Source organism: Flavobacterium tagetis, assembly GCF_016735615.1.
GTDB lineage: Bacteria > Bacteroidota > Bacteroidia > Flavobacteriales > Flavobacteriaceae > Flavobacterium > Flavobacterium tagetis.
The window spans coordinates 958,867-976,947 of record NZ_JAERSF010000001.1; the positions used below are offsets into that span (position 1 = coordinate 958,867).

7 protein-coding genes are annotated in these 18,081 nt (G+C 31.7%); 4 read left to right on the plus strand and 3 right to left on the minus strand.

Going from position 1 to position 18,081, the window contains the following annotated elements:
* Positions 1-44: 44 nt before the first annotated feature.
* The gene (locus JI750_RS04165; protein ID WP_201999091.1) at positions 45-1,679 is read right to left on the minus strand and encodes a S8 family peptidase; all 1,635 of its coding nucleotides are present in this window, start codon (positions 1,677-1,679) and stop codon (positions 45-47) included.
* Between the two features lie 294 nt (positions 1,680-1,973).
* On the opposite strand from JI750_RS04165, the gene JI750_RS04170 reads away from it, so the two are divergent.
* From JI750_RS04170 to JI750_RS04185, 4 genes are all read left to right on the plus strand, one after another.
* Positions 1,974-7,523, plus strand: a complete 5,550-nt coding sequence (locus tag JI750_RS04170) for a T9SS type A sorting domain-containing protein (protein WP_201999092.1) — start codon at positions 1,974-1,976, stop codon at positions 7,521-7,523.
* A gap of 3 nt (positions 7,524-7,526) precedes the next feature.
* The gene (locus JI750_RS04175) at positions 7,527-8,228 is read left to right on the plus strand and encodes a glycoside hydrolase family 78 protein (protein ID WP_201999093.1); all 702 of its coding nucleotides are present in this window, start codon (positions 7,527-7,529) and stop codon (positions 8,226-8,228) included.
* A gap of 247 nt (positions 8,229-8,475) precedes the next feature.
* A complete protein-coding gene (locus JI750_RS04180) occupies positions 8,476-13,536 on the plus strand; it encodes an RCC1 domain-containing protein (RefSeq protein WP_201999094.1) in 5,061 nt (1,686 codons plus the stop codon).
* A 147-nt stretch (positions 13,537-13,683) separates the two neighbouring features.
* Positions 13,684-16,038, plus strand: a complete 2,355-nt coding sequence (locus JI750_RS04185) for a leucine-rich repeat domain-containing protein (RefSeq protein WP_201999095.1) — start codon at positions 13,684-13,686, stop codon at positions 16,036-16,038.
* Between the two features lie 76 nt (positions 16,039-16,114).
* Here the strand turns inward: JI750_RS04185 and JI750_RS04190 are convergent, their stop codons facing one another.
* The gene (locus tag JI750_RS04190) at positions 16,115-16,972 is read right to left on the minus strand and encodes an MBL fold metallo-hydrolase (protein ID WP_201999096.1); all 858 of its coding nucleotides are present in this window, start codon (positions 16,970-16,972) and stop codon (positions 16,115-16,117) included.
* Between the two features lie 74 nt (positions 16,973-17,046).
* Complete coding sequence (locus JI750_RS04195; protein WP_201999097.1) at positions 17,047-17,967, minus strand: DUF8428 domain-containing protein; 921 nt, start codon at positions 17,965-17,967, stop codon at positions 17,047-17,049.
* Positions 17,968-18,081 lie beyond the last annotated feature (114 nt).

An 18,081-nucleotide genomic window follows, 5' to 3' on the forward strand; every position in this document is an offset into this window, starting at 1 on the left:
GGAAGAGCGTTAGCCCTTCCATTGGATTAATAGTGTATAATCGTTTATTTTTTAGACATCTTTTCTGCCATTAATAAGGCATTGTAAGCATTTACCATCTTAGCGGTTTTTGATGATTCTGAAGAAGAAACAGCTGCTGGTTTTTCTCCAGGATTTTCACTTTTTCCTAAAACAACCGTTGAAGGAAGCGCTACTCCAGAGTCCATTAAAATCTTTTTAACTTGAGCCGCTTTTAATTTTGGATAGTACGAACGAATTAAAGCTGCAACACCTGCTGCATTTGGAGATGCCATTGATGTTCCTTGCAAATACTTGTATTTATTGTTCGGAACCGTTGCATAAATTTCTTCACCTGGAGCAAAAACGTCTACGTTTATTTTTCCAAAGTTTGAAAATGAAGCCACAACATTTTCTCCGTATGATTTATTGATAGCTCCAATTGTAATTAAATTATCTGCAAATTCTTTTACGTTGTCTTTAGAATCGTTTGGATAATTGATGTTTTTTGTTTCATCGATATTGTAACCGTCGTTACCAGCAGCATGAACAATTAAAACATCTTTTTTAGCTGCATAAGCAATAGCATCATAAACCCATTGTTTGTGTGGAGAGAAGCTTTTTCCAAAACTTCCGTTGATTACTTTTGCTCCATTGTCTACTGCGTAACGAATTGCCAAAGCAATATCTTTATCGTACTCATCTCCATCTGGAACCGCTCTCACAGTTAAGATTTCAACGTTTGTCGCTACTCCATCTCCTCCTAAATTATTCCCTCTAACTTGAGCAATAATTCCAGCAACGTGAGTTCCATGAAGCGCTTTCTCTTTGTCTGGACCAAAAACAATATTATTTCCATAATGATTGTTTTTAATGTCTTCTGGATTATCTCCTACGATTTTTCTTCCGTCGTAATCTTTATTTAAATTATATTTTAACTGATCTTCAACTTGTTCTGCATACTCATTTAATTCAGCTTCTGGGTCAAAAGTTGGTCCAGCATTTGTGAAAATCTGAGTCATAATTCTTTTACTTTCTAAAACTTTTGGATTTGCCGAAGTAATTGTGCTTAAATCTTCAAGTTTATAATCCGCTTTATTCAATTCTTTTTTAATGGTATTATGAATATCTAATAAACGGTCTACTTGTTGTTTATCCAGTAAAGCTTCTCCATACTTTTCATTATATTGTGCTAAAGCTGCTTTATATTCTGCAGAACCGTCATCAGCTTTTTTTGCAATACGAGTCATTTCTAGATTTTCATGAACAGCATCTCCAAGGAAATTCCATCCGTGAACATCATCGATAAAACCATTTTTATCATCATCGATTCCGTTTCCTGGAATTTCTTTAGTATTTGTCCAGATCATTCCTTTTAAGTCTTCATGCTCAATATCAACACCAGAATCTACAATTCCTATAATTACTTTTTGTCCTTTTTTACCTTGTAGTAATTCAGCATAAGCTTTGTCAACGCTCATTCCTGGAATTGAGTCTTTGATTAAATCAAGATGACTCCATCTTTTTAATTCGTTTTCGGTAAGAGGAGCTTTTTTTACAACTGTCGCGGGTGCTTTAATAAACTCTTTTGATGTTGAAACCTGCGCCTGAACTGTAGCGCTACATCCTGCTAAAACAAGCAATGCAAAAGCAGTTAATTTAATAGGTTTTATATGACTCATGTATCTGTAATATTAAGTAAAGTTAAAAGATGGGTCTAAATTATGCTTTTTTGTTACAAAAAACTAACTGTTAACAATGTGTTATGAAATTTTGACGAAAAATACTAAAAACTAAAATTCTCTCAAACATTTACCATTCAAATCATTATAAATGTAATTGTATTCATTCAAAAATATACTCATAATGCTTTGAACGGTAAAAAAATCAACAAATAATATAGTCTTTACGGCATCCCGTAAGGTTTACCAGTTTAAATCGAGTATACTTGCGCGACCTAATCCTAAATTTATTCTATGAAGACAAAACTACTCTTATTGCTGTTACTGGCAAGTTTTTCTATCAATGCTCAAACCAACTTAGTCTTAAATGGCTCGTTTGAAAAATGGTCAGGAAATACTTTGCCTAACAACTGGACTACTACCAATGCTGTATATCAAATTTCGGATACACAAGGATCTTACGTTGCAAAATTATTCTACAACGCTGCATCTCCTAAAGTAACAACTCAGGTACCAATGAAAGCGGGTGTTACTTATACAGTGAAGTTTAGGTATAAATATGTTTCTTCTAATTACAGCGGGCAACATCCTATTGCATTAAACATATCACAAACTGGAAGCGGAAGCACTTTATCTACCAGCGCTTTTGCAACAAACAATTTATGGACTGAAAAAGTAACTGAGTTTACTGCTGACTCCAATTTATCTTATGATTTATCTATTTCAACTTTTAGTTTTGACGGACAATCTTTTGAGGTTTTAATTGATGCTGTTCAGGTCTATGTTAAGGGGACTGAGCAATATACTGCTATTCCTAGTTTAAATTTTGAAAAAAAACTAATCGCTCTTGGTTATGACTCTGGAGCAACAGATGGGAAGGTGCCGACTATTAACATTAATGAATTAACTTTTTTAGATGTTTCAAATAATGCTATAGGTGACTTAACAGGTATTCAAGATTTTGTGTCTTTAACTGGTTTAGATTGCAGCCAAACAGGCTTAACTACATTAGATGTTAGCAAAAACGTTAATTTAACTAGACTAGATTGTCATGGTAACAGTTTAAAAACATTAAACGTTAGTAAAAATGTGAACCTATCTTTTTTATCATGCGAATCTAATTATTTAGAAAGTATTGATGTAAAATCGAATATTGCTCTTAAATACTTGCTATGCGGTAACAATGGAGGTAATAATGCCATTTCTTCTTTAGATTTATCACAGAATATTAATCTTCTGGAATTACGCGCTAATCGCCAAAAACTATCAACTATAGATGTATCAAAAAACATCGCCCTAAAAGGTTTAGATGTTTCTTCCAACTCAATATCTTCTTTAAATTTATCTTCAAATCCTAATTTAGAATCTTTAATGTTTAGTGAAAATAAATTATCAACACTAGACATTAGCAATAATAAACTTCTTAAATATCTAGAATGCAGTTCAAACGAATTAACTTCATTGGATTTAAGCAAACATACTGCATTAATATTTCTGAACTGTTTCAATAATAAGCTGAAAAGTCTCAATATCAAAAATGGAAATAATGCGAATTTTGAATTGAATGATGGCATTCCGTTTACAGATATGTATACAGTTATGTCAAGACCTTATTACAGTTCTTTCTTAAACAATGTAGATTTAACTTGTATTCAGGTAGATAACACTGCTTATTCTAACACTGCTTGGTCCTCAATAAAAAATGCTTTCACTTATTATAACACTTTAGACTGTTCACTTTCTACTATCCTTGTAGACCCAAAGTTTGAGGATAAATTAATAGCCCTGCAAATTGATAAAGATGGTAAAAACGGAAGTGTCTTGAATTCTAGCATTAATAATATTACTGCTTTAGATCTTTCAAACAGTTCAATTACCGATTTAAGCGGAATAGAAGGTTTTACTGCTTTAAAAAGTTTAAACGTATCAGGAAATGCATTAAAAAAATTAGATATTTCTAAAAATACAGCCTTAATTACCTTAAATACTTCTGGTAATCCTGCTTTAACTTGCATTCAAGTTGCTAATCTTGATGCTGTGGCAAATTGGAATGTTACAAAAGACAATACAACAACTTTTAACCTTGACTGTAACGTTTATACACTTATTCCTAATTCTAACTTTGAAGATTATCTTATTTCTCTAGGCATTGACAGAGATGGTAAAAATGGAAAAGTAATTACCGAAAACATTCAGAATCTTTCTACCTTTAGTGCAAATGGAAAAAACATTACAGACTTTACAGGAATTCAAGATTTCAAGTCTCTAACATCATTATTTGTAGAAAATAACAAAGCTACAAAAATTGACGTTTCTAAAAATACAGCTTTAAAGACGTTAAGTCTATATGGAAATAAACTATCAGATATTGATGTTTCTAAAAATACAGCTTTAACTTATTTAAACATTGACGATAATTTGCTAACAAGCATTAATCTGACTAAAAATACAGAATTAACAACTTTCTCATCTTCTGGCAATAAACTGACAAGCATAGATGTTTCTCAAAATACTAAGTTAAATAATCTGTGGGTATCCTCAAATTCATTGGCTAGCTTAGATGTTTCTAAAAATCTAGAATTGGTTCAATTGTCTTGTGGTAACAACCAAATAAGAACACTAGATCTTTCTAAAAACACTAAATTAACATCAATATCTATAGGTGGAAACAAACTAGTAAATCTGAATCTTAAAAATGGTAACAATACCATTGTCCAATCTCTATATCTAGTAGGTAATCCAAATTTAACTTGTATTCAAGTAGATGATGTCGCATATGCCAATAAAAACTGGGCAGATAGAAAAGATGCAACAGCAACTTATTCTTCATCTGCGTGTCCAACTATTGTTCCCTACACTCTAATTCCTGATTCAAATTTTGAAGACAAATTAATTGCAATAGGTATCGATAAAGACGGAAAAAATGGAAAAGTTGAATCAACCAGTATTGCCATTTTAGGTACGTTAAATGTTTCAAACAGCAACATTAAAGATTTAACTGGAATTGAAGACTTTGCTTCATTAACTTCACTTGACTGCAGCGGCAATCAATTGAAAACAATTAATGTTGCTAAAAATATTGCTCTGACAAAATTAAATGTCAGCAAAAATCAATTGACGACTTTGGATGTCTCTGCCATTGCGTTGCTAGAAGATCTAAACATTAGCAATAATGCATTTACATTTGTAAGCATTTACAACAACCCACGTTTAAGCCGTTTAAACTGTAGCAATAATGCTATCACATCATTAAGCATTTCTGACAAAACAAATCTTACTGCTTTAAGCGCAAGTTTTAATAAAATTAGAAACTTAGATGTTTCTAAAAATACAATGCTGAAAGAATTGGATTGTGCTTCTAATGACATGTATAATCTAAACTTACAGAATGGAAACAACGTAAATATGCAAGGTATGATTTTCGGAAATTTCACTGAAAACCCTAATTTACTTTGTATTCAAGTTGACGATGCAGCATTTTCTAATGACAAATGGATTGCTAAAGATGCAATAGCAAGTTATTCGACTATAGCATGTGGAAACCATACAGGTTATACAACAATTCCAGATTCTAAATTTGAAGATAAATTAATCGCATTAGGCATTGATAAAGACGGAAAGAATGGCAAAGTTGCTACGATGAGCATTAACAATGTGACTACTCTAAATGTATCAAAAAGTGAAATTGCAGATTTAACTGGTATTGCAGATTTTACTTCATTAGTTTCATTAGACTGTAGCAATAATACGCTTACAAAAATCGATTTATCTAAAAATCTTGCATTGACAAATGTAAATGTAACTAAGAATCAATTAAGCATTTTAGATCTTTCTAAAAACACAAAACTTACCATCTTAAGCGCAAGTTTTAATAAAATTGAAAGTTTAGATGTTTCTAAAAATATCGCTTTAAAAGAAATCGATTGTGCTAGCAACAATATGTATAACTTGAATTTGAAGAATGGTAACAATGTGAATATGCAAAGAGTAATTTTTGGAAATTTCACTGAAAATCCTAATTTGCTTTGTATTCAAGTTGATGATGCAGCTTTTTCTAACCAAAATTGGATCGCTAAAGATGCAACTGCATCGTATTCTTCTCAAGCTTGTCCGGTGAACTTAAGATACACATTAATTCCAGATCCAAATTTTGAAAAATTATTAATTGCCAACAAAATTGATACGGATGGTGAAAATGGAAAAGTTCTAACTTCAAATATTTCAAAAATAACATATTTGAATCTTTATGATGCTACAATAAAAGTGTCTGATTTAACAGGTATACAAGATTTTACATCTTTATCAACTTTATATTGCTACTCTGCTTCATTAACATCTTTAGATTTATCTAAAAACGTAAACTTGACAATGGTTGACTTTTCAACTAATAAATTAACCTCTGTAGATTTATCTGCTAACACCAATTTAACAGCCGTAGTAGCCTATAATAATGAATTAGCAAGTTTAGACGTTTCTAAAAACACTGCTTTAAAATCTTTAAGTGTTTATCGAAATAAATTAACCAGCTTAAATATTTCTAAAAACACCGCATTAACAAGTTTAGATGCTTCTAGCAATCAGATAAGCAATTTAGATATTAGTACAAATACAAATCTAACAAAAATAGATGTTTTCAATAATCAACTAACTTCTTTGGATTTTTCTAAAAATCTGCTTCTGAAAGAAGTAAGAATTAGTAATAATAAGTTCGAAAACATAAGTGTATCTAATCTTAACGCTCTAACATCTTTATCAGCAAATGACAATCTACTTACTGCAATTGACATATCTCGAAACACTGGATTAATTGCTCTTGAAATGTCTAATAACAAATTAAGTGCGATTGATGTTTCATCAAATACTGCTCTTACTGCTCTAGGTGTTTCGAATAATCAATTAAAAACTTTAGATATCACAAAAAACAAAGCTTTGGTTGGTCTTTATGCAAATAATAACCAATTAACAAGCTTGGATATGAGAAATGGAAAAAATACATTGATACAAAATTACAATTTATCACTTGGCACTAATCCACAATTATACTGCATTCTTGTTGACGATGTTACTTATGCAAATGCCAATTGGTCTTCTAGAAAAGATGCAATTGCTAAATACAATACAGAATGTACTGGCGAATTAACTTTAGCTTCAAATAACTTTACTGTAGAAACTAAAGGCGAATCTTGTTTAGGTGAAAATAATGGAGAGATTAGCATTGTTGGAAAAGCTTCATTTGCTTATAATGCAACGATAAACGACAAGCCTTACACGTTTACAAACAATGCTTTAAAAGTTACAGCATTAACTCCAGGAGTTTACAAAATTAAGATTACTATTCCTGAGACAATTTTTGAGCAAATTTTTAATGTAACCATTCAGAAAGGAGCAACGACTACAGGAAAATCCGAGGTAAGCGCTAAAAATGTAAATGTTGAAATTACAGAAGGAACTGCTCCTTTTACAGTATTTGTTGATGGTAGAGAACAATTCCAGACAACAGACAACAATTTTACAGTTGCTCTAGATAAAGCTGGATTAGTTGAAGTAGCAACCGCAAAAGCTTGCGAAGGTGTTTTTGCTAAAAAAGTTACTTCTTACGAATTAGGAACAATGCTTTCGGCTTATCCAAATCCTACTTTTGGCAGTATCGAAATCGAAATTCCTAATACAAAAACTGAAGTTTTAATTGAATTATACAACTTTGGCGGTCAATTAGTTTCTAAAAGAAATTACAATACCGAAAGTGGTAGAGCAATTTTAAATCTTGAAAATTTACCATCAGGAATTTATGCTGCTAAAATCTATTTGGAAACTCCAGAGTACATTAAAATCATAAAAAAATAAAAAATGAAGAATTCTATATACCTGTCAATAATCTGTTTAGTATTTGCAGCCTGTGGAAGTGGAGGCGGAGATGATCCTGTTACTCCACCAACAGCAAACACAGCTCCTACAGTACCTGTATTGAGCATACCTGCAGACAATAAATTATGTTTAGACAATAATGTTTCTTTTCAGTGGAATGCTTCAACTGATGAACAAAAAGATGCTATTGTTTATCAGATTCAAATTGCAAAAGACAATGCATTTGCTCAACTTGTTAACACATTAGATAATTCATCTCTTTCAACAAGCGGTTTACCATTAGAAAAAAACACTGCTTATTATTGGAGAGTAAAAGCAACAGATGCTAAAGGATTATCTAGTGCTTATTCTTCAACATTCAAGTTTTATACTGCTGGTACAGCTGTTGTAAATCATTTGCCGTTTGCTCCAGAAATAATATCTCCAGCAATCAATGCGGCCTTGAGCGCATCAACTGCAACTTTAACTTGGAATGCTTCTGATGTTGATCTTTCTGATGTTCTTACTTATGATGTTTATTTTGGAACTGCAAATCCGCCAACAGCAAAAGTTAGCGAGAACGCAAGTTCAAAATCATTTGAAGTTGCGCTTCAACCAACAACACAGTATTACTGGAAAATTGTCGTAAAAGACAATAAAGGTGGTGAAACCGTAGGTCAAGTTTGGAAATTCAAAACCAACTAAACCTTAAAAATTACAATTAGTTAAAATCAAAAATCCCATTTTCAACAAATGAAAATGGGATTTTTTTGTAACGTACTGATTCTATTTGTTTCGTTACGTCTTTCCGTAAAGAAATCTAAAACGAAATTTGTATAATTGCTCTGGCAAAATCTATAAACAGTTTATAAAAACAAAACTGCTTATTGCTGTTTTTAGCAGGTTTTTCAATATAAATTCGTCTCAATTAATTAACCCAAATATTAACTCTATGAGGAAAATTTTACTTTTAATTTTAATTCTTTCTTTTTCACAAATAAATGCCCAGTGCTGGAAAACAGTAGCCACTGGAGCTGGTTACACTGTTGCCTTAACAACAGATGGTGTTCTTTGGTCTTGGGGAGAAAATGGAAGAGGACAGTTAGGTATTGGCAGTTTTACAATAACAAACACGCCTACCAAAATAGGAATAGATAAAGATTGGAAAACTGTATCAGCAGGACAATCCTTTACTGTTGCATTAAAAACAAATGGAACTTTATGGGCTTGGGGAGATAACTTTTACGAACAACTTTGTGATGGTACAAGGACAAACAGCAGCTTACCTATTCAAATAGGAACTGCAACCGATTGGACAGCGATTTCAGCAGGGGATGGTTTTTGCATTGCTTTAAAAGCAGATGGTACTTTATGGGGATGGGGAAATAATTATAAAGGACAGCTGGGTGATGGGACCACTAACAATAAAAATACGCCCACCCAAATAGGCACAGCAAATGACTGGCAAACAATTGAAACAGGTTCTGGTTACAGTGTTGCTATTAAAAAAGACGGAACACTATGGACATGGGGGTCAAATTCATTTGGTCAATTAGGCGATAATACTCACACTGACAGCCTTCTTCCAAAGAAAATTGGAACATCAAGTGATTGGAAAACCATCTCCGCTGGTGTATCCCACAATATGGCTATAAAAACCGATGGCAGCTTATGGGGTTGGGGAGAAAGTGCATATGGAAATTTAGGTAGCGGCTCCGGAACAGATTTCTATGTTCCTACAAAAATAGGAACTTCTACAGATTGGAAAACTATTAGTTGCGGTGGAAATCATACCATTGCTATAAAAAATAATGGCTCTCTGTGGGGTTGGGGATACAATTTAGATGGAGAATTAGGCAATGGGGCAAATGCAAACATTATGGCTCCTGTTCAAATAGGGTCAGCAATCAATTATGAGACTATAGCTGTTGGTTATTTTCATACCACCGTCATAGATACAAACAACTCTCTTTGGACAACAGGCCGAAATTCTGAAGGACAATTAGGTCTGGGGACGTTTGCCAATAAAAATGTGACAACACTTTTGGCCTGCCCTGGGACATTAGCAGCAACAACAGCTTTTACAAATGTAAACTGTTTTGGCAATACAGGATCAGCATCTATAATATCAGTTAATGGCGGTACTGCTCCATATACTTACCTTTGGTCTAATGGAAAAACAACAGCTTCTATAACAGACTTAGCAGCTGGAACCTACACTTGCACAATAACAGATGCTGCTTCATTATCAATCACAAAAAGCTTTGATATTTTGCAACCAGTAGCTCTTACTGCTAACGTAATTGTTGAAAGCCCTGCCTGCGGTGATGTGAGTAAAAATGGACGTTTGACCGTTAATGCTTTGGGAGGAACTTTACCATATCAATACGCTATCTCAAATAATCCTTATCAAGGCTCAAATGTCTTTGCTGATTTGCCTCCTGGAATGTATCAAGTAATGGTAATAGACAAAAACGGATGTTTAGTTCAAATTGTAGCAAACATCGAACCAGGCAATACACCTCCACCATATACATATCCAGATGTACAGACATTTAATAGTACCGCAATTGTAGCTAATTTAAAAGCTAGCGGAGTCAGCCTTAAATGGTATAGTTCTGATACAGAAACAACTCCTCTAGATTTATCAACCCCTTTGCGTACAGGCAAATATTATGTTTCGCAAACACTCAATGGATGCGAAAGCGCAAAAGCAGCATTTGATGTATCTATTCAGCCCGTTTCAGTAAGTGATCCAATACCAACAGATGGTTTGGTTGCTTATTATCCTTTTAATGGAAATGCGAACGATGTAAGCGGAAACAGATTAAATGCGAGTGTAGCTGGTGCTACTCTAACTTCGGATAGATTTGGAAACAATAATAGTGCTTATAGTTTTAATGGCGTAGACAATTTTATAAATGTTTTTATGCCAAATATTCCTCAAAAAAATTCTTCAAGAACAATATCTGGATGGTTTAAAACAGATAATGTTTTTACCAATCCTAATAAATTTGAAACTTGTATTTTTAATTATGGCAACGCAGAAAAACTGCAAAGGCTATCCCTTTATATTTACAGCAAAGGTTATCTTGAACCTATAACAGGTTCAGATTTTTCTAATGATGACTTTTATGTAAACAATTTTAATTACGCAAACAATGATTGGTACTTCTTTACACTTACTTATAATGGCACAAAACTTTCCTTATATGTAAACGGTAAGTTTGTAGATGAAAGAACTGTAAGTTTAAATACTACCAATAATATTTTCCGATTGGGAGAAAGATATCCTGATAATAAAGATGAATGGTTTAAGGGAAAAATCGACGATGTTGCCATCTGGAATCGTATTTTAACTCCAGCGGAAATTTCGGCTTTGTATACTCCTGGTGAGCAACCTCCTTATACTTTAATTCCTGATCCGAGTTTTGAACAAAAATTAATCAATTTAGGATTGGATAATTTTCCACTTGATGGAAAAATCCTCACATCTAATATTAACACCTTAACTTCCTTAGATGTTAGTAAAAGTAATATTTCAGATTTAACGGGAATACAAGACTTCGTATCACTAACTGATTTGAATTGTAGCCAAAATTCATTAACAACATTAAACATAAGTAAAAATACCGTTCTAACTACTCTAGATTGTAGTACCAATAGAATAACCTCTTTAGACGTAAGTAATAATATTGCTTTGCTTAATTTGAGCTGCTATTCGAATCAATTAACATCTTTAAATGTTAAAGCAAATACGGCGCTAACAAAGTTAGATTCGGGTTCAAACCAATATACTTCTTTAGATGTAAGCTCAAATACAGCTTTAACATTTTTGGGATGTAATACAAGTCAATTAACCACTTTAGATGTAAGTAATAATACAGCTTTAAATCTGCTGGATTGCCGCGAAAATAAATTAACCTCATTGGATGTTTCTAAAATCACTACTCTAACAGAATTGTATTGCCAATCTAATCAATTAACAAATTTGAATCTAAGCAAAAATAAAGTTTTAGAATTTGTAAACTGTTCAAAAAATCAGCTAACCACTTTAGATGTTAGCGCAAATACTTCCTTAGTTGGATTATATCCTAATTCCAATCAATTAACGAGTCTAAATTTAAAAAATGGAAACAATGATAAACTTGTCTATCTAAATTTTGTTAATAATCCAAATTTAACTTGTATACAGGTCGATGATGTGGCTTACGCTAATGCAAACTGGTCTAGCAAAAAAGATCTTACTGCAAGCTTTAATAAGAACTGTAACGATGGGTATACTTCAATTCCCGATCTAAATTTTGAAAAAGCCCTAATTGCCAAAGGAATTGATTCTGGAACTCCAGACGGAAGAGTTCTTACTTCAAAAATAGCTTCGGTAACTGAATTGTTTATTATGGGCGAATCAATTACGAATTTATCTGGAATTCAAAATTTTAAGTCTATAAAAACTCTTTTTTGCGATGAAAATCAAATTACCAGCATCGATATTTCTAACAATATTACTTTAGAAAATTTATCTATAGGCGATAATCAGTTAAAAGATTTGGATGTTTCTAAAAATATAGCTTTAAAAAGTCTCTATTTTCACAACAACCAAATAGACAGCATAAATGTTTCACAAAATATAACTTTAAGATCGTTATATATGCCTGGAAATAAGGTAAGAGATTTAAACGTTTCAAAAAATACTGCTTTAGTGCACTTAACCTGTAGTTCTAATTTATTAACTACGCTTGATATTTCTCAAAATACAGCTCTTGAAGATTTAATTTGTGATCATAATCAATTAACAGAATTAGACATTACTAAAAATATTTTACTGAACGGTTTGTATTGTAACAGTAATAAACTAACCACTTTAAATACTTCAAAAAATACTAATCTAATCAGGATCGAATGTGATTCTAATCAAATTACTCGTTTAGATACTTCTAATAATCCTTTATCAGGAGGTTTGAACTGTAGTTCTAATTTATTAACGTCTCTTGATATTTCAAAAAACACTTCTTTAGATTATCTAAAATGTGCTTCCAATCAGTTAATTAGTCTTAATTTAAAAAACGGAAACAATACCAAATTCATCAATACCACTATGGTTGATAACTTAAAAAATAACCCAAATTTAACCTGCATTCAAGTTGATGATGTAGCCTATGCGAATAAAAACTGGATGAATGCTAAAGATTCTTGGGCTACTTACAATACTACTTGTACAGTAGAGTATGTGGCGCTTCCAGATGCTAATTTTGAACAAAGGTTAATTGATTTAGGAATTGATACTGATGGTCTTAACGGAAAAATTACAGTTGCTGATGCAAGTTCGATAACAACTTTAGACCTTTCAAACAGCAATATTAAAAATTTAACTGGTATTGAATATTTTACTTCTTTAACAACTTTAGATATAAGCAATAACCAAATTACTTCGCTTGACGTAAGCAACAATTTGCTTTTAGAAACACTAAACGCTTCTTCAAATCAACTTACTACATTAGATTTATCCAAAAATACTAGGCTCAGAATTGTATATGTTGTTAATAATCCTTTGGTTTATTTAAATCTTCGAAACGGAAACAATGCTAATTTTATTCTGCCATCAAATACTGGAAGAAAATCTGCTTCTACATTGTATACCACTTTCTTAGGACTTAACTCTCTTAGCTGTATACAAGTTGATGATGAGAATTATTCAAATGCAAATTGGTCAAGCATCAAAGAATCGACCACTACGTATTCTAATACTTGTAAAAGTCTAGGCATTGATAAATCTGAATTTAGTCAAGTCGTTGTATATCCAAATCCAACAAAAGGTGAAATAACGATTAATAATATTGCATTAGACAAAGCAACAGTTTATAACTCGTTAGGCCAATTGGTAAAATCTTTTACTTTAAATAATGCAAATACAAATAATGCGATCGACTTATCTGGCTTGCCAAGAGGAGTTTATTATGTGTATTTAATTAATGGAGATGCCGCTTCCGCTAAAAAAGTCATAGTAGAATAATCGTCCCCTTTTTCAAAAAATAAATCCCATTTTCAATACTAGAAAATGGGATTTATTTATGATTCCACGGTATGCGTTACGGCTTTCCGTAAAGAAACATTCTCATAAAATTGTATACTTGCATGACTAAATCCAAAAACTGAACCTATGAAAATAAAACTACTTTTATTGCTTTTATTAGCAAACTTTTCAGTCTATGCCCAGCAATACACATTGATTCCTGACGCTAATTTTGAGAAAAAACTAATCGAATTAGGAATAGATTCTGGAACTCCAGATGGAAATGTTTTGAGTTCATCTATTGAATCTGTTACAGAGTTAAATCTTTATTACAGCAACATTTCTGATTTAACTGGAATACAAGGTTTTAAAGCTTTGACATCTTTAAATGTAATGTCTAACAAATTATCGACAGTCGACCTTTCAAAAAATTTAGCTTTAAACTATTTGTCAATTAGCTACAACAATCTAACAACATTAGATATTTCACATAATACCGTTCTCGAAAACTTAACAGTAACAAATAATAAAATCCAAAACATTGATGTTTCAAACAATCTTAAATTAAAATATTTTGCTTGTTCATCAAATCAGTTAACTACTATAGATGTTTCAAATAATAAAGAACTGGTTTCACTTAATTGCCAATTAAACCAATTAAAAAGTTTAGATCTGTCTCAAAATAAATTGCTAAGTCTTTTAACATGCTCAGAAAACAACCTCCTTACTAATGTAAACTTAAGAAATGGGAACAATAGAAATATGCAAATAGCACCATATGCTATTGATTTTACGAAAAACCCATTGCTTACCTGTATTTTGGTTGATAACCCAATTTATTCTAATGAAAAGTGGACAAGCTTTAAAGAAAAATCTGCATCATATTCAACTGTTGACTGCTCTCAGATTACTGCAATCCCAGATCCAGCTTTTGAAGACAAATTAATTTATTTACAAATCGATAAAGATGGCAAAAATGGTACTATTTTAAACACTAGTATTTCAAACATTACTGCATTGAATGTAGAGAACAGTAACATCAAAAACTTAACTGGAATTAATGGCTTTTCAAACTTAAGCACTTTAAATTGTTCCTCAAACCTATTAAACGCTTTAGATCTGTCTCAAAATAAAGCGCTAACTTTTATAAATTGTGGTTCTAATAATTTAACGAGCTTAAATTTAAAGAATGGAAATAATAAAAATTTAGATCTAAATTCAAGTTTTACAAAAAATCCAGATTTAACTTGTATTACTGTTGACGATGAATTTTACTCCAATCAAAAATGGGCTAATATTAAAGATGATGCAGCAAATTACAATTTAGACTGTACACTTTATGCCATAATTGATTCTAATTTTGAAAAAAAACTAATCGAATTAGGCATCGACAAGGATGGAGTAAATGGGAAAATTTCTGTTGAAAACTTAGAAAAAATTACTTCTTTAAATTTATCAAATAGTAACATTACCGATCTAAAGGGCATTGAAAATTTTACAGGATTAACCTATCTTGATTGCAGTGGCAATAATATTACTACGATAGATGTTAGTAAAAATTTAAATCTTACGAAATTAGATTTAAATTCAAATCAGTTAACATCGCTAGACGTTACAAAAAATACTAAGCTTTTAAATTTATCCTTTGCTTACAATGAGGTTTCTACTATAAATTTAGCTAACAACAAAGAACTTTTGTTTTTAAACACTTCTAAAAATCTGCTTACCAATTTAGATTTAACCTCAAATACAGCACTCTCTCTTATTGACTGCAGCCGAAACAATTTAACACAATTAAATGTTTCAAATGCACCGGAGCTAACTTATTTGATAATAGACCTTAATAAGATTACTGCATTAGATCTTTCTTTCAATACTAAACTTACAGATTTATATTGTAGCAATAATGAATTAACCTCTTTAGATCTAAGCTATAATATTCTCTTAAAAAGATTAAGTGCATCTTGGAATCAACTCACAACTTTAGATTTATCTCATAATCCTTTACTTGAACTTGTTTTTGTAGAATTCAATCCATTAAACTCCTTAAACATTCAAAATGGAAACAATAAAAACTTTGTTCTTCCTTCAGTTAGTGGTAAAATGGCAGATGATACAATTATATATACTAGCTTTCTAGGAAATGCAAAACTAAATTGTATACAAGTTGATGATGAGAATTATTCAAATGCAAATTGGTCAAGCATCAAAGAATCGACCACTACGTATTCTAATACTTGCAAAAGTCTAGGTATTGACAAATCTGAGTTTAGCCAAGTCGTTTTATACCCAAACCCAACAAAAGGTGAAATAACGATTAATAATATTGCATTAGACAAAGCAACAGTTTATAACTCGTTAGGACAATTAGTAAAATCTTTTACTTTAAATAATGTAAATACAAATAATACGATCGACTTATCTGGCTTGCCAAGAGGAGTTTATTATGTGTATTTAATTAATGGAGATGCCGCTTCCGCTAAAAAAGTTATAGTAGAATAATCGTCCCCTTTTTCAAAAAATAAATCCCATTTTCAATATTAGAAAATGGGATTTTTTTATGTCTAATTTATTCTGTTTAAAGAATCTCTTCGCAAGTAAAAACATCTTTTAATCGAACACCTTTTTCAGTGTGCTCAACCGTTATAATTTGATTGTGCGCATCATGTTCTAAAAACAAATAATGATTATTATCTGCTGCCAAATTCAAGAATTTTGATTTCTCAGGCATTGTCAACAAAGGTCTTGTATCATAACCCATTACATATGGAAGCGGAATATGCCCTGCTGTTGCTAATAAGTCGGCACAAAAAACAATTGTTTTGTCTTGATATTTGATATACGGAATCATTTGTTTTTCGGTATGGCCATCAACGTAGTAAATATCAAAACCAAGTTCTTTTGCAAATCCAAAATCAGATTCAGGCCTTTCAATAAAGTTTAATTGTCCGCTTTCTTGCATTGGCAGAATATTTTCAGACAAGAAAGAAGCTTTTTCGCGTGCATTAGGTTTTGTTGCCCATTCCCAATGATTTTGGTTTGTCCAAAATTTGGCATTTTTAAAAGCTGGCTCGTAACCTGTTTTATTGGCATTCCATCGAACACTTCCTCCGCAATGGTCAAAATGAAGATGCGTCATAAAAACATCTGTAATATCATCTCGATTAAAACCATATTTTGCCAAAGACTTATCTAAAGAATGTGAGCCCCAAAGCGAATAATATCCAAAAAACTTTTCTGATTGTTTATCGCCCATTCCAGTGTCAATTAAAATAAGACGATTTCCGTCTTCAATCAATAAACAGCGAGCCGCAATATCGATAAGATTATTGGCATCGGCAGGATTGGTTTTATTCCAAATGGTTTTAGGAACAACGCCAAACATTGCGCCTCCGTCTAATTTAAAATTTCCAGATTCGATAGGGTAAAGTTTCATGAGAATGATTTTCTAAAAAGAACAAAGCTAGAAAATTCAAACTCCTTTTGCTAAAATTTAAAGCCAAAAAACTTTTATTCTAATGTAACCGATGTGCTTCCCATTATTTCCTGCTTATCAAAGTAATTCACAAAATAAGTTCCTTTCTTAAACTGGTCAGCATTCAAAACCCCATATGCATTTACCGATTTACCTTGAAAATCGGTACTTACTATAAAACTATAAACAAGCGCTTTATCATTTCCAAATTCAATCAGCTTATTATCGCCCAGAACAGTGTTTTTCTGATCTAAAACCTGAACATAAAAAACTCTTCTTCCTGTCTTTGCAACTGCATTTCCATTAACCGTAAAACTAATTTTTAATTTTTTGGTGTTCTTTGCTTTCGTTGTTTCCAGTTCTGCTCCAGAGTTTTTTTCACGAAGTGCAATTGCTTTAAAATTGCTTAAGTAAAGCTTTGAAGCATCTTTGAGAGTCGATTCTAACTTTTTTTGTTTAGATACCAAAGTGTCATTTTCTACCTTTTGATTGTACATGACAACATTCTGACTTTCAATTTCTGTCAATAAATTTTTATTTTGAGATTTCAGTTTTTTAATTTCCTGAACTCTATTTTCTAACGATGCATTCAAATCTGAAAGCTGATTGCGATAAACTTTAATCTGCTCCGCCGATGGATTATTAGAAGCTTTAATAATAGCGACTAAATTCTCAACATTTTTACGCTCTAATTCTAATTCCTTAGATAAAGCTGTTTTTTCTAAAATAGCCTGATCATATGCATTTTTTAATGTATTTAAAGAATCTAAAATATTCTTTTGCTCACTTGTTTCTTTACTTTCAAATGAGATTATTTTGGCAATATTTTCCTTTTTACCTTCATTGTTATTTTTATCAGGCTCACTGCTAAAAACCAAGACTACAGCACCTACTCCTAAAACAAAAATTAAAGCAAACAAGGGTTTAAACCACTTTATTTCATTTTGTTTTTTCATAATTACTCCTAATTTTCTGCAAAAATATTGAATAAAAAACGGTTATAATCAGTAGAAATACTTGTTTTTTAACATTTAGGAGCGATATTTGCAACTTAATTCTAAAAAAGTTCC

Bases quoted from the DNA above. Each gene is read 5' to 3' on its own strand.
- JI750_RS04165 (WP_201999091.1), bottom strand. From the start codon at position 1,679: ATGAGTCATATAAAACCTATTAAATTAACTGCTTTTGCATTGCTTGTT.
- JI750_RS04170 (WP_201999092.1), top strand. From the start codon at position 1,974: ATGAAGACAAAACTACTCTTATTGCTGTTACTGGCAAGTTTTTCTATC.
- JI750_RS04175 (WP_201999093.1), top strand. From the start codon at position 7,527: ATGAAGAATTCTATATACCTGTCAATAATCTGTTTAGTATTTGCAGCC.
- JI750_RS04180 (WP_201999094.1), top strand. From the start codon at position 8,476: ATGAGGAAAATTTTACTTTTAATTTTAATTCTTTCTTTTTCACAAATA.
- JI750_RS04185 (WP_201999095.1), top strand. From the start codon at position 13,684: ATGAAAATAAAACTACTTTTATTGCTTTTATTAGCAAACTTTTCAGTC.
- JI750_RS04190 (WP_201999096.1), bottom strand. From the start codon at position 16,972: ATGAAACTTTACCCTATCGAATCTGGAAATTTTAAATTAGACGGAGGC.
- JI750_RS04195 (WP_201999097.1), bottom strand. From the start codon at position 17,967: ATGAAAAAACAAAATGAAATAAAGTGGTTTAAACCCTTGTTTGCTTTA.